Annotated in this window: 11 protein-coding genes; 5 read left to right on the plus strand and 6 right to left on the minus strand. The window is 60.8% G+C overall.

Features of this window, described 5'->3' with window-relative positions; all coding sequences use genetic code 11:
• Positions 1-5 precede the first annotated feature (5 nt).
• Positions 6-2,084: a hydantoinase/oxoprolinase family protein gene (locus ACUN0G_RS25645; protein ID WP_445574644.1), complete on the minus strand. Its 2,079-nt coding sequence runs from the start codon at positions 2,082-2,084 to the stop codon at positions 6-8.
• Between the two features lie 171 nt (positions 2,085-2,255).
• Positions 2,256-4,775, minus strand: a complete 2,520-nt coding sequence (locus ACUN0G_RS25650) for a LuxR C-terminal-related transcriptional regulator (RefSeq protein WP_445574645.1) — start codon at positions 4,773-4,775, stop codon at positions 2,256-2,258.
• A gap of 397 nt (positions 4,776-5,172) precedes the next feature.
• On the opposite strand from ACUN0G_RS25650, the gene ACUN0G_RS25655 reads away from it, so the two are divergent.
• Positions 5,173-5,448 (plus strand): hypothetical protein, encoded by a 276-nt coding sequence (locus tag ACUN0G_RS25655; RefSeq protein WP_445574646.1) that lies wholly within the window; start codon positions 5,173-5,175, stop codon positions 5,446-5,448.
• On the opposite strand, the gene ACUN0G_RS25660 is transcribed toward ACUN0G_RS25655, so the two are convergent.
• On the minus strand, positions 5,439-7,154 hold the full coding sequence (locus tag ACUN0G_RS25660; protein ID WP_445574647.1) for an amidase: 1,716 nt from the start codon (positions 7,152-7,154) through the stop codon (positions 5,439-5,441). The genes ACUN0G_RS25655 and ACUN0G_RS25660 overlap by 10 nt on opposite strands.
• Positions 7,155-7,353: 199 nt before the next feature.
• On the opposite strand from ACUN0G_RS25660, the gene ACUN0G_RS25665 reads away from it, so the two are divergent.
• Together ACUN0G_RS25665 and ACUN0G_RS25670 are read left to right on the plus strand one after the other, a co-directional pair.
• On the plus strand, positions 7,354-7,608 hold the full coding sequence (locus ACUN0G_RS25665; protein ID WP_017477111.1) for a hypothetical protein: 255 nt from the start codon (positions 7,354-7,356) through the stop codon (positions 7,606-7,608).
• Positions 7,609-7,753: 145 nt separating this feature from the next.
• On the plus strand, positions 7,754-9,085 hold the full coding sequence (locus ACUN0G_RS25670) for an LLM class flavin-dependent oxidoreductase (RefSeq protein WP_445574648.1): 1,332 nt from the start codon (positions 7,754-7,756) through the stop codon (positions 9,083-9,085).
• 239 nt (positions 9,086-9,324) lie between these two features.
• On the opposite strand, the gene ACUN0G_RS25675 is transcribed toward ACUN0G_RS25670, so the two are convergent.
• Genes ACUN0G_RS25675 through ACUN0G_RS25685 form a run of 3 tightly spaced genes read right to left on the minus strand, consistent with a single transcriptional unit; the run spans position 9,325 to position 10,708 of the window.
• Positions 9,325-9,846, minus strand: a complete 522-nt coding sequence (locus ACUN0G_RS25675) for a hypothetical protein (RefSeq protein WP_445575598.1) — start codon at positions 9,844-9,846, stop codon at positions 9,325-9,327.
• A gap of 60 nt (positions 9,847-9,906) precedes the next feature.
• Complete coding sequence (locus tag ACUN0G_RS25680; protein WP_258346685.1) at positions 9,907-10,545, minus strand: helix-turn-helix domain-containing protein; 639 nt, start codon at positions 10,543-10,545, stop codon at positions 9,907-9,909.
• A 4-nt stretch (positions 10,546-10,549) separates the two neighbouring features.
• A complete protein-coding gene (locus ACUN0G_RS25685) occupies positions 10,550-10,708 on the minus strand; it encodes a hypothetical protein (RefSeq protein ID WP_167410161.1) in 159 nt (52 codons plus the stop codon).
• 216 nt (positions 10,709-10,924) lie between these two features.
• On the opposite strand from ACUN0G_RS25685, the gene ACUN0G_RS25690 reads away from it, so the two are divergent.
• Complete coding sequence (locus ACUN0G_RS25690; protein ID WP_445574649.1) at positions 10,925-13,072, plus strand: TonB-dependent receptor family protein; 2,148 nt, start codon at positions 10,925-10,927, stop codon at positions 13,070-13,072.
• A gap of 456 nt (positions 13,073-13,528) precedes the next feature.
• Positions 13,529-14,374: a DNA/RNA non-specific endonuclease gene (locus ACUN0G_RS25695; RefSeq protein ID WP_445574650.1), complete on the plus strand. Its 846-nt coding sequence runs from the start codon at positions 13,529-13,531 to the stop codon at positions 14,372-14,374.
• Positions 14,375-14,432: the final 58 nt, after the last annotated feature.

Here is a 14,432-nt window from a genome sequence, read left to right on the forward strand (position 1 = left end):
CTCCTTCAGGCGCCGAGGGTGATATGCAGGTTGCCGAGGCGGTCGACGAGTACCTGATTGCCGGGATGGACCACGACGGTGGAACCGGCATCCTCGATGATGGCTGGGCCGCTGAAACTCATCTGCGGCTCCAGGCGGGCGTAGTCGTAGATGGCCGTGTCGTGGATGCCTTCGAGGGCGAAATCCACCGGGCGTTTGCCTTTGTGGGCCTCTGCCAGCGTGCGACCGGTGACGGGCAGGGCTTGCAGGTTCAACTTGCCAATCTGCGCGACGGCCACCAGATGGAAACCGACAATTTCCAACGGCGCCTGTAGGCGGTAGGAGTACTGCTGCTCATAGAGATCGTGGAAACGTCGGGCTATCGCCGGCCAATGCTCCGAGAGGGATTCTTCATGATCCAAGGCGACCTCGACGGCGTGCTCCTGGTTCTGGTAACGCAGCTTGCAGGACACCTGCAAGTCGACCTGATCCGGAGCAATGGCTTCGTCGACAAACTGCTCCCGGGCGTTGTGCATCAGGTCCTGGAGAAATAGCTGGGTAAGTGCGAGTTCGCCTTCGCGTTCGGTTTCGACAAAGCGATTGATGAACAGGTCGCGGCGCAGGTCGGACATGGTCATGCCCCACGCGGAGAACACGGATGCACCTCGGGGCACAATGACTTTCTTGACCCCAAGCTCCTGAGCCAAGGCGACAGCATGCATGGCTCCGCCGCCGCCAAAGGCGATCAGGGTCAACTCCCGGGGATCATGGCCACGACTCAACGACACCAGTTTCAATGCGTTGACCATGTTGTCGTTGGCGATCCGAATGATGCCGCGGGCGATCTCATTGGCGGGTAGCTTCAGGCGTTCGCTCAGTGGGTCGAAGGCCTGCTCGACAGCCGCCATATCCGCGGCCAGCTCGCCACCGCAGAAGTAGCCGGGGTTGATCCGGCCCAGAGCCAGGTTGGCATCCGTCGTGGTGACCTGCGTACCGCCGTTGCCATAGGCCGCAGGGCCGGGCAGGGCTCCGGCAGACTCTGGGCCGACGTGCAGTTTGTCGAATTCGTCGACCCAGGCAATGGAACCACCGCCATTACCGATTTCCACCAGGTCCACCACCGGTACCATGATCGGGTAGCCCGCATTGAGCCGATTGCGTTCAATCCAGTAGTCGGTCTTGATCGATACTTGGCCGTTACGCACCAGCGAGCATTTTGCGGTGGTACCGCCGATGTCCAATGCCAACAGGTTCGGCTCGTCAAGCAGGCGCCCGAGCTCGGCGGCGGCCCAGAAGCCGCTGGCAGGCCCCGACTCGACCATGGTGATGGGAATGTCCCGGGCATGGGTCACACTGTCGACGCCGCAGTTGGACTGCATGATGTACAGCGGTGCCTTGTAGCCACCTTCGCGCAGGCCGGTCTCCAGGTTATCGAGGTAGCGTGCGGCGATGGGCTGGACGTAGGCCGAGAGCACTGTGGTACTGGAGCGTTCGTATTCGCGCCACTCGCGAGTGATCTGGTGTGAGGCAACGACCGAGACCTCGGGCCAGAGCCGCTGTACTTCTTTCAGTACCGCCTGCTCATGGACCGGGTTGGCGTAGGCGTGCAGCAGGCAGATGGCAATGGCTTGAACCCCGTCGGCGCGAAACGCATCGAGTATGTCCACCAGGCCTGAAAGATCCAGCGGTTCACGCTCGCTGCCGTCGATATGCAGGCGACCACCTACCTCACGCCTCAGGTAGCGAGCCACGAAGGGTGTTGGCTTGATCCATTTCAAGTTGAAGTAGTCCGGGCGATTGGCCCGGGCAATCTCGAGGATGTCGCGAAAGCCCTGGGTGGTGATCAAGGCCGTCTTTACGCCTCGACGCTCGGTCAAGGCGTTGATGACCACCGTGGTGCCGTGGGCGAGGAAGTCGACGGTTTCCAGTGCAATGTCCGCTTTCTGGATGACATTGAGCACACCCTTGGCGAAGTTCGGCGGTGTGGTATCGACCTTGGCGGTGCGAATGATGTGTTGGCCGGTGGCCGGGCTGCTTTCGAAATAGACCAGGTCGGTAAATGTCCCACCGACATCGGTCGCTACACGCACAGTTTTACTGTCCATACCCACAGGGCATCTCCTGATGTGATTGTTGTTATCGGAGCTGGCAGAGCGTTGGGGCGCTCGCTGTTTAGACGGATGCTAGAGGGCGGCGAGCGGGGGTTACTACCTGCGGCACGGGTAGTTCATGGGGCGATTTTCACAGCGCCTACCCGGATGGGTAGGCAGGTGGGCTCAGAGAGAGGAATCAAGAACGCCGAGGCGCAACGCTGCACTGATGGCGGCCGTGCGATTGTCTACCGAGAGCTTGGCGAAGATGTGTTTAAGATGAAATTTCACGGTGTTTTCAGAGATGTTCAACGCTTGCGCGATCGTCTTGTTTGGCTGGCCGCTGACGAGCAAGGCGAGGATTTGTGTCTCCTTGGCGCTGAATGGCATGCGGGCGCGCACCGGGTGTGCCCGCCAGCCTCGCAGCCGCGTAAGGATGGCTGCCTGACCAGGAAGGGTTTCAGGGCAGGCTTCCAGCGCCGGCAGCAGACTTGGCCCCACTTCCAGCAGCAGGCCCGGCAAGATCGGTTGAGGTATCGATGCCAGGATCGGTGTCAGATCCTTGGTCTCCAGTGTTGACTGGCCTTTGCCATAGGCGACTAACGCCAGCAGTTGCAGGCGCCACGCAGGGAGGCACAAACCTTTGTCTTGCAGCACTTTGCCTTCTTGATGCAAGCGGGTCAGCGCGGCGACGGAACGGCCCGAGGCCAGTTGCAGGCGAGCCAGTGCCAAGGTGGCGGCTTCATGGTTGCGCCAGTCGTCACGATTCCCCGCAATGCCTTCAAGGTCGACCTGCAATGCCTCCTCGCGAGCCTTGACCAGGGAGCCGCACTGCACCAGCAAATCGACCCGCCATGCATTGACCAATCGTGTCAGCCGCAGCCATTCACGGGTGCCCGCCAACTGTGCCACCTGTTCCAATTCACGCAGCGCCACCTGCATGCCTTGACTGCGCAGTGTTGTGCGCCACGCGATTTCGGCTGTTGTGGCGGCAATATCCAACCAGCCATCCGTCTGTTCGAGGGAGGCCCAGCCGTCCCGCCACCAGGTTGTTGCCTCGGACCATGCACCTTGCCAGTAACAGTGTTGCGCCTTGAGGCAGCCGACTAGCGCGTTGACTGAGCTTTCACGGCCAAACTGATCGCTTGAAATGGCCAGCGCCTCGTCGACCATGCGACTCGACTGAGTAATGTTGCCCATCAAGGAAAGTACTTGCGCCTCATGAATGCGGCAGTAATTTTCACCGCGCGGAATGTCGACCAGGCGCATCTTGATGTGGGCTGTGCGGATGGTTTGCAGCGCAAGGGGCAGTTCACCGCGAGTCATGGCGTTCAGGGCCTCTACACAGGCAAGGGTTGCCTGGGCCAGGACTTCGTCGCCCTGCAACTGTACTGGGTCGAACGGATTTGCATGGTTTTCTGCAAAGCGATCGACGTAGGCGTTGGCCAACGTTTGAATGACCTGGAAGTCTCGCTTCAGGCGCCTGTCGTCCTGGATGACGCCTTGCGCCAGCTGTAGCAGTTGAGTGGCTAACCTGTGGTCCCCAAGCTTGGCGTGCAGGTACGCTTGGAGCAGCAAAAGGTCAGGCTCGCTGCGCCGTGTTGGCTCATCGAACTGCTGCAACAAGCTTTGTGCATAGCGGATCCCATGCCTCAGCACAGACTCCCATCCCCCTGCACGCACCACCATATCCACCGCCAGCGCCGTGTCGCTGGCACGTAACGCATGTGACACCGCCTGGATCCAGTCCTTTTCCTGCGCCAACCATTGGGCCGCAGCGCGGTGAATGCGCTGGGCGTTTTTGGCGTCACACCGCTTGCTCAGGAAATCCCGTAGCAGACGGTGGTAGCGGAACCACTGACGCTTGGCGTCCAGCGGGACCAACAGGGCGTCAAGGTGGCTTAATTGTGCAAGCAACTGCGTACTGTCGGTGCGCTCGCGTATCGCGTCAGCGAACCCTGCGTTGAAACGCTCCAGCAATGCGGTATCCATCAGGAAGGATTGACACGCTGGTGGCAAGCGTCCCACGACTTGTTCCGTCAGGTAGGCGGCGATATCGGTAACGTGCCCGGAAAACTCGTTCAGGTGGTACAGCGAGCCGTCTCCACTGGCTCGCCACAGCCGAGCCAGTTGCACAGCCACGGGCCAGCCTTCGGTTGTTTCATGCAGGTGACGCAGGTCTGACGATGAGAGATCGGGCCCCAGGATCGCGTTGGTTTCGCTCGTTGAAAGTGTCAATTCGCGAGCGGTCACCTCGTGCACCCAGCCCATGGTTTTCCAGCGCGCCAAGGGCCATTGGGGACGAGTACGGCTGGCCACCACCCATTGCAGCCAGGGGGCAGCTTGTTCCAGCAGTGCTTGTACAATCGGATCGAGGTGCTCGTTGGCGGCTGTGTGGTAGTCATCGAGCAGTAGGGTGATGGAGCGGTTCTCCCGCGCCATGGCATGAAGCAAGGCACTGATGGTGCGTTGTGGTTGCGCATCCAGGGATTGAGCCTCTGCCAGCCGTGGCAGGTGCCCGAGATCAAGGCCTGCGTGGTCAAGCGCCAGAATCAGATAGGCCAGGAAGCGGTTGGGTTCTGCGTCTGCTTCATCCAGCGATAGCCAGGCAACGGTTGCCTGTGGAGAGGTGCGCAGTAGTTCCTGTCTCCACTGCATCAACAGGGTTGTTTTGCCGTATCCGGGGGGCGCCACAAGGAGAATCAATGGCCCTTCAATCCTCGTCTTTAATGATGCCAACAAGTCTTGCCGGGGCGTTGAGGTGAGTAACGTCAGCGGCGGTGTCAGTTTTCCGATCCAACGCCAGGTGTACTGGGAGTTACGGGAAGGGTCATGAGTCACGGCAGGAAGGCTCGTGTCGATGGGGTGTGTCTGAACGCTTTATCAGTAATAGGACAGTAACGTTGAGATGATGAGTAACGGAATGTTTAGATGGTGTCGCACGTTGGTGCTGTGACAGGAGACAGCGCCACTGAGGCCCTGTGAGATTTCGTAAGCCCTTTCCCTGTTTTCCGTAGGAGCAGGGCTTTCTCTCCATGCAGTGCTTGAAACAACACCGCCCTCGGCCATAGCCTCACGTTTTTCCTGAAACTGAGGCCCGGCATTGGGTAAGCGAAAAACGGTATGGCCCACGGAGCGGGAAGTTCGACTGCGCTTTATCCTGCTGGCAATCATTGAAACCGCCTCCAATCGAGGCGTTCCCATTGAGCGACTTTTGCTTTCGTACATTCTGCTGCGCAACAAGCCAACCCAGGAGCAGCTGTGGGAGGCCATCAGCGACTGCCTGCTCCTCGACGAGATGAGCGGCTTCCGATTTGAACCCGGGTCGGAAGCCGATCGGTTGATGCGCAAAATCAGCAGTGAAACCGATCAGGCCTGACGAGCCACCAAGCCCGGCGTACGCGGCGGCACCAAGCGCTTGCTCCCTGTCGACTCATACGCCGACGCCAATCGCAGCAACGCCGAATCATCATAAGCCCGCCCGGCAAAGGTCAGCCCCACCGGCATGCCGATGTCCGCCATGACACCCATGGGCACTGTCACCGTCGGCACGCCCAAATGGCGAATCGCGAGGTTGCCGTTGGCCACCCATACACCGTTGCTCCACGCGATATCCGCCGACGCGGGATTCACATCCGCATCCGCCGGGCCTACGTCGGCGACGGTCGGAAAAATCACTGCATCCAACCCCAGCTTATCCATCCAGTCTTCAAGGTCGATGCGCCGTGTCTGTTCCAGGCCGCGCAGGCCATCGGGCACGGTGCTGATCTTGTCCCACGGCGTGATGCCGCGCTCGGCCATGCGCACGTATTCGTCCATGCCGGCGGCCAGATCGTCTTCGCGGTTGGGCAGGGTGTCGGGGTCGTGGGGGAAGATGTTCGGGCCGTCGACATCGGCCAGGCGGTTCAACGCAGGGTCGTTGTTGGCGCGCAGGAAATCATCGAACGCCCAGGCCGACAGTTCCCACAATTCGTCGTGGAGGAATTCTTTCGACACCAGGCCTCGGGTAAACACTTTCGGTGCGCCCGGGCGATCGCCTTCGCAATTGGAAACCAGCGGGAAATCCACCTCCACCACTTCTGCACCGGCCGCTTCGAGTGCCTTGCGCGCGGCTTCCCAGAGCTCGATCACCGAGGCGCGGGTGTTGATGCGCTGGCCGGTGGGGCCGCCGATTCCCGGGTCGTCGCTGGTACCGGCCTCGGGGTCGGCATTGATGTACATGCGTGGCACGCCGAAGCGTTTGCCGGCGAGTGCATCGCCGGTCGCGGCCAGGGCGCCGTAGGATTCGGGGCGAACCGAAGCGACGCTGGGGATCGGCACCCAGGGTTGCATCCGCCACAGGTCGCCGCGTGTGTCGGGGTCTTGCGCCACCACCACGTCGAGCACTTCAAGCAGGTCGGCCATGGTTCGCGCGTAGGGCACGACCACGTCCATGGTCGGGGTCAGCGGCCAGTTGCCGCGTACCGAGATCACGCCCCGGGACGGGGTGTAGGCACACAGGCCATTGTTGGACGCCGGGCCGCGCCCGCTGGACCAGGTCTCTTCCGCCAGGCCAAATGCCGCGAAGCTGGCTGCAGTGGCCGTGCCGGCGCCGTTGGAGGAGCCCGAGGCGAACGGTGCGGTCAGGTAGTCGGCGTTGTACGGGCTCTCGGCCCGGCCATACACACCGCGCTGCATGCCGCCGTTGGCCATGGGTGGCATGTTGGTCTTGCCCAGGCAAATGGCGCCGGCGGCCCGTAGCCGCTCAATGGTGAACGCATCGCGATACGCGGTCAGGTTGGCAAAAGCCGGGCTGCCGGAAGCGGCCGTGAGCCCCTTGACCAGGTAGCTGTCCTTGGCGGTATAGGGAATGCCGTCGAGCGGGCCCAGGGTTTTGCCGCTGGCCCGGCGTGCATCGCAAGCGCGGGCTTCCTCCAGCGCTTCAGGATTGCGCACCACCACGGCGTTGAGGGCGGTGGCGGTGTTGGGGGCGTCGTAGGCGTCGATCCTGGCGAGGTAGGCCTCTACCAGTTCAACCGCCGTGGTCTGGCCGGATTCGAGCGCAGCGCGCAACTGGGCAATGGAAACTTCGGTTACTTCGATCACGTGGTTATCGCCGGTGCAGAAAAGGGGAGGGATTGAGTGCTGACTCAATCCATTCAGTGAAAGTAGCTTACTGATAGATTTTTCATAGCGCCACAGGCATCCAGGCACGCTGACTTCAACCCGGCCGCTCAAGGGTTTATCATTGCCCCTTCATTTTTTGCTGCCCGGAAAGATTTCGATGTTGTTTACAAGGACTGTCATGGCGAGCGCACTGCTCGCCGTTCTGGCTACTCCGGCTCACGCGTCCAACCTGGACCTGACCTACGAGGCACCGATCCTCAGCGCCGTACCTCTAACGCCGCAGGCTGAGCCCAAGCCGCGCTTCCCGGTCAAAAGCGTTGCGCCGGTGACTGTGGAAAACAGCTGCACCGGTCGCGAGTGCACCTACGAAGGCGACATCAGCCTGCCCCGTGAGGAGCAGACTGTGCGGCGGTTTTCCATCGGTATTCAATAAAACCAACGGGCGCCTCAGACACTCTCGTACGAATCCTCGACCGAGGATTGAGCCGGCGGATGCAGGCATAAGCCAGATCCTTTCGTTATTAGACAGACGCCGCTCGCGCATCCGATGCTGAGCCCCTCTCGATCAGGGGCTTTACATGACCACTCCACGCCAACTGAAACTGGGCGCGTTCATGCGCCCGGTCAGCATTCACACCGGCGCCTGGCGCTATCCCGGCGCTTACCGTGACGCCAACTTCAACTTCACGCACCTCAAGGCTTTTGCCCAAACCCTGGAGAAGGCGCGTTTCGATGCCTTCTTCATGGCCGACCACCTGGCCTTGCTCAACATGCCCATCGACGCGTTGAAGCGCAGCCATACCGCCACGTCGTTCGAACCGTTCACTTTGTTGTCGGCCCTGAGCCAGGCCACCGAGCATATCGGCCTGGTGGCCACGGCCTCGACCACCTATGACGAACCGTTCCACATCGCCCGTCGTTTCGCGTCCCTGGATCACCTGAGCAACGGTCGCGCCGGCTGGAACATTGTCACCACCGCCAACCCGGATGCCGCGCAGAATTTCGGCCTGGAACAGGCCTATGCTCACGACGAGCGCTACGCCCGTGCGCGGGAGTTCTACGATGTGGTCACCGGGCTCTGGGACAGTTGGGCCGATGATGCCTTCATCCGCGATGCCGACAGCGGGGTGTACTTCGACCCGGACAAACTGCACACCCTCAACCATCACGGTCGCTACCTCAACGTGCGTGGCCCGCTGCACATTGCGCGGCCGGTGCAGGGCTGGCCGGTGATCGTGCAGGCCGGTGCCTCGGAACCCGGGCGTCAGTTGGCGGCGGAAACCGCCGAGGTGATTTTTGTCGCGCCGGGCACGTTGGAGGAGGGGCGCAGATTCTACGCCGACATCAAACGCCGGATGCTGGCGGTCGGTCGGCATCCCGACCACCTGAAGATTCTGCCCGGGGCGTTTGTGGTGGTCGGCGATACGCTGGAAGACGCGCGGCGGATTCGTGCGCACCTCGACAGCCTGGTGCATTACGAAAGCGCGATTGCCTCGCTGTCGATAGCGCTGGGTACCGACGCGACGAAGTTTGATCCCGACCAATACCTCCCGGCGATTCCCCAAACCAATGCCAGTCAAAGCTCTCGCGAGCGAGTACTGGCGCTGGCTGATCGCGAGCAGTTGACGGTGCGCCAATTGGCCCAGCGCCTCGGCGGGTATGCCGGCCTGTCGTTTGTCGGCACGGCCCACAGCATTGCCGACGAGATGCAGCAGTGGCTGGAAGAAGAGGGCAGCGATGGCTTCAACATCATGTTCCCGTGGCTGCCCGGCGGGCTTGATGATTTTGTCGCCAAGGTGGTGCCCGAGTTGCAGGGGCGCGGGATCTTTCGGCGGGAGTATGAAGGCTCTACCCTGCGGGAAAACCTCGGACTGCCGCGTCCGACGAACCGGTATTTTCACGCTGGTTAGATCGATTATTTCCTTCTGATTGGAGCCCATTCCCCAATCGCATATCCATCACGCCGGTTCAGCCCTGATAACGGAGCGGGGCGGCGTGATCGCTTCATTAACGCTGTCATCACGGAATTATCGGCTGTCTCGCTCCGATAAACCCCCATGCAACGTCCATTTCTGCTGCTGGGCCAGCGCCTTGCGCCGTTGCGCCGCATCTCTAGAATCGGCCCCAGAACTTACTCATTTCCTGTCGATTACGGAGTTTCGAACATGATGAACGCCATGCAGATGCCAATGAACAACGCGATGCCAATGATGCCGATGATGGGCATGCCGATGATGATGGCCACCATGACCTGCACGATGACCGACGAGGCCATGATGTGCACCATGAAGCCGGCCGCCGGTATGGAGATGGCGATGTTCAAGAACAACGCCGAAATGATGGCGATGATGATGAACTGCGGCATGCCGATGATGATGCAGTGCGCCAACATGTCGATGATGTGCATGTCGCAGGACGGCATGGCGATGATGAACAGCATGTCGACCATGAACATGCCGATGATGATGCCGATGGGCATGCCTATGCCGATGATGAAGTGCGTCATGGAATGCAAGATGGAAGCCGACTGCATGACCTGCAAGATGATGCCGATGCCAGGCATGAGCATGGACATGATGAACAACTGCTGCATGCTGATGATGAAGATGATGAGCGACTGCGCCATGCCGATGATGATGAGCTGCAACGGCATGCCGATGATGTGCTGCACCTGCTGATTCGTTTGGCGTGACATCAAAAAGCCCCGGCGAGTGCCGGGGCTTTTTGCGTTTCAGTCCAGGCGTTCCGGGTAGGTGATCACCAGGAACGCCACCGCCTCACTGTCTGCCGGGTTGCGGTAGCGGTGGGGCTGGTCGGCGTAGAACAGGATCGAATCACCGGTGGACAGCAGGTAGCGTTCGTCGTTGACGCTCACTTCCAGCACGCCCTGGGCCACCACCAGGTTTTCCTGAATCCCCGGCCCGTGACCTTCTGAAATCTCTTCGCCGAGTGCCTTCAAGCGGATCTCGTAGAACTCCGACTGGCGCGCCATATCGTAGGGAAACAGCGCACGGCTGATAAAGCTGCCGTCGGCACTCACCAAGCGTTTGCTCTGTTGCGCCGGCAGCAGTTCAACCCCTTCGAACGCACGGTTTTCCAGGAAGGCCGCCACCGAGACTTTCAAGCCCTTGGCAATTTTGCACAGCACTTTGATCGACGGCACGCTGCGCCCGGACTCAATCTGCGCCAGCATCGCCCGGCTCACGCCGCAATTGCGCGCCAGGGCGTCCAGCGACAGGTAGCGTTTACTGCGCAGGCGTTGCAGGTTCTGCGCGACGCACTGGCCGATGGCGTCATCGTCGCCGCTGTTGCAATCCTTGGGTTTGGAGGGGAGGTCGGGCACTTCGGGAATCGCGTGCAGGAAATTCATGGCCTCACGCCCGGCGGGTATCGCTGGACGTGGTGACGTGTGCGGTAAACACCGCGACCCCGGCCCGCGCCGCGTACATCGCCCACATCAGTTCAGCCGCTGCGCGAGCCTGGCGGCGTTTGCGGTGGAGGGTGAAATCGATGACGGTGGCGGATGTTTGCATGACGTAAATCTCTGGGGACTCAATGGCCCTACAGTAATCCGTGGCGCTTATTTCCATAAATACTGAGTTTGCATTTGGTAATTCGATTTTGGACTTAACGCCGATGGGCGCCTGTACGTCCATCAGTGGTGACCCGCCGGGCTTCACAGGCTTCCCACCACAGACCTTGTGCCGGACCGAGCCCGTCGCAAAAACGAATTCCAAGGATTTGCCCCCATGCCCCCCGCGTTTCGGTTCCCCGCCCGAAAAGCCTGGCCCTTGCTGGGTTTTGGCGCCGCTCTTAGCTTCAGCCCGGTCACCCAGGCCGACGACACGCTGCAACTGGCTCCCGTCGAAGTCAGCAGCGCCGAACTCAGCGCCGATGAACTGGCCCAGGTCCAGCTCAAGAGCGTGCCCGGCGCCACCAACTACATCGACATGGGCAGCGTCGACCAGGGGCGGGTGAGCACCAACGAGGACGTGTTCAAGTACCAGGCCGGCGTGTACGCCAAGGCGGCGAACAACGAAGGGGTGAAGCTGTCCATCCGTGGCTCGGGCATCAACCGTGGCCCCGGCGCCCACGCGTCGGGCCTGTACGAAACCTTCGACGGCCTGCCGCTGACCGGCCCGGGCGGCACGCCCTACGAACTCAAGGACCCGTTGTGGCTCAGCCGGGTTGAAGTGCTGCGCGGCGCCAATGGTTTTGACCAGGGCGCATTGGCCCTGGGCGGTGCGGTCAACTACGTCACCCACACCGGCTACGACGCCCCCAAGCTGCAAGTGCGCTACGAAGCCGGCAGCCATGGCTACGCCCAACGGGAAATCAGCTCGGGGCAGGTGCTGGGGGATGCCGACTACTACATCAGCCTCACCGATTCGAACTACGACGGCTTCCAGAACCAAAGCGCCGGCAGTGGGAAGGGCATGGCGGCCAACTTTGGCTACCGTTTCAACCCCGACCTGGAAACCCGCTTCTACTTCCGCTACCGCGAAACCGACAACGATTCCCCCGGCAAGCTGACCCGCGACCAGATCAGCCACGACCCACGCGCCGCCGCCAGCCTCAACGTGACGCGGGACTCCAAGCGCCTGCAACCGGGCTCGACCTGGATTGCCAACAAAACCACCCTGCACCTGGACGACAACGCCCGGGTCGAGGTCGGGCTGGCGTATCACGACTATCCGATGGACCTGCGCGAGGGCACCAACCGTCTCAAGGTTGCCTACACCGACGTCAGTGGCACCGTGAATTACATCCGCCAGGACATGTTGTTCGGGCGCGACAGCAAGACCACTATCGGTTTACGCACCACTCAGGCGATGCCTAACAACGGCGGCTCGGAATTCGTACGGATTCCAGTCGGCAATACGGCGGGCTACACGCCCGGCACCAAGACCCGCGATTACAGCTACCTGGGTTCCGACAGCGTGCTGCACATCGGCAACGACCTGGAGCTGGTGCCGGACCTTTGGCTGACCACGGGGCTGGCGGCAATCTATACCCGCCGCGAAACCGAAGTCAGCTACCCGCAAACCCACACGCCGGTCAGCCAGCACGATTGGGATTATGCGCCACGGGTTGGTTTGCGTTATGACTTCAGCCCGCAACTGCAGGTGTACGGCAACCTGAGCCGCTCGGTTGAGCCGCCTCATGCGTGGTCGATGATCTGGGGTTCCAACAAGTATTTTCCCGCCAACAGCGGCCCGGCGAGTGGGTTGCAACGTGAAGGCGTGAAGCTGAAAAACCAGACTGCAACCACCCTGGAAGTCGGCGGCCGCGGTGAAGAGTGGTTCGGCCAGTGGGACCTGGCGCTGTACCGTTCCGAGGTGCGCCACGAACTGCTCAGCGTCGAAACCCAGGCCGCGACCTCCACCACCGCCGCAATCATCGCCGAGTCCAACGCCAGCCCCACGGTGCACCAAGGCGTGGAACTGAGCCTGATCAGCCCGCTGTGGGACGGCGGCCGCACCGGCCAGTTAGCCCTGCGCCAGGCCTATACCTACAGCGACTTCCACTACCGCAACGACGACCGCTTCGGCGACAACACCTTGCCCGGCATCCCCAAGCACTACTATCAGGCGCAGTTGCGCTACAGCCATCCCAGCGGTTTCTACACCAGCCTCAACGGCGAGCATGCGTCGCGGGTGGCGGTGGACTACGCCAATTCCTACTACGCGGCGGCCTACACGCTGCTCGGCGCGACGGTCGGGTATGACGCGCCGAAGCACGACTGGCAAGCCTGGGTCGACCTGCGCAACCTGACCAACCAGCGCTACGCCAATACGGTCACGCCGGGTTATGACGACAAGGGGCTGGACGTGGCGCGTTCCACGCCGGGAGATGGCATGGGCGTGTACACCGGGGTTTCCTGGAGCTGGCGTTAAATTTAAGCCGAGCGAAGATCACCTGTGGGAGCTGTCGAGCTTTAGCGAGGCTGCGAAGGCGGTGGCACAACCGATCAACAGGTTGCCTGACACACCGCTATCGCAGCCTCGCTAAAGCTCGACAGCTCCCACACGGGTTCTATTTTACGGGCAGATTTTTTTGATTTTACCGCTGGTTTTTTTGTAACAATTGCGTGTATAAGATAAAGCCTGCTCAACTGAAAGATAACGCTTGAAGAGCAGTTAGTTCCCCGAGCAAATGGCGTGGGGCACTTAAGCGAGTACGCACATGGAATGTCGCCGTACCCGCAAAAAACAGTTGTCCGGCACTGCACAGTGTTCACCGGGTAGCTGCCAGCAATCGACTTGATAGTGTTGTTATTCCATCTGTCGGGATCCATTGCGCCTGTTTTATCCCTTTAAACTTAATTAATCTGTTGTAAATGGAGTTCTACCATGCAAAGGAAAGCACCGTTCAAATACCTGGCATTGTTGTGGGTGCCGCTGATGGCAGGCTGTATCAGCACCCAGCCTTCACGTTCACCGGAGCGCGCCGTCCAGGTGCCGCTCGAGCAGGCCGTCACGGTCGATAATTGTTCCCAGGGCTGCCCGTCCGGCGGTGGGCCGCTGACGTTGAATCGCCAGGCCTACACCCTCAATAACAATGCGTCGACCAAGTTCGCCAATTGGGTGGCTTACCGGATCACCAAGTCCACACCGGCCAGCGGGCGCCCGCGAAACTGGCAGACGGATCCGGACATTCCGGCGGGTGAAACCCTTGACCCTGTTGACTATAACGGCGCCAACGTGGCGCTGAAGGTCGACCGTGGGCACCAGGCGAACCTGGCGTCGATGGCGGGTGTTTCCGATTGGCAGACTCTCAATTACCTGTCCAATATCACCCCGCAAAAGTCCGATTTGAACCAGGGCCCGTGGGCACGTCTGGAGGATCAGGAGCGCAACCTGAGCCAGGACGCCGCCGTGGATGAGGTGTACGTGATGACCGGCCCGCTGTATGAGAAATTCATCGGCACCCTGCCGGGGACCAACAAGGTCCACACGATTCCCAGCGGTTACTGGAAGATTGTTTCCGTCGGCAAATCGCCGCAAGACGGACTTTATGCCTCGTTCATCATGAATCAGGAAACCCCCAAGGGTGCGAACTTCTGTGACTATCGTGCGACAGTCGAACAGATTGAACAGCGTTCCGGGCTGACATTCTGGAGTGAGTTGCCCCAAGCGGTACAAACTGCACTTAAGTCGAAGCAAGGACAACTTCCGCAGAGGATTGGTTGCAAGTAACCGCCGCACACTAGACGTTCGTCATTAATTGTCATGCGTCCATTAAGTTGGCAGGTAC

It is taken from the genome of Pseudomonas sp. 32A, assembly GCF_052682255.1.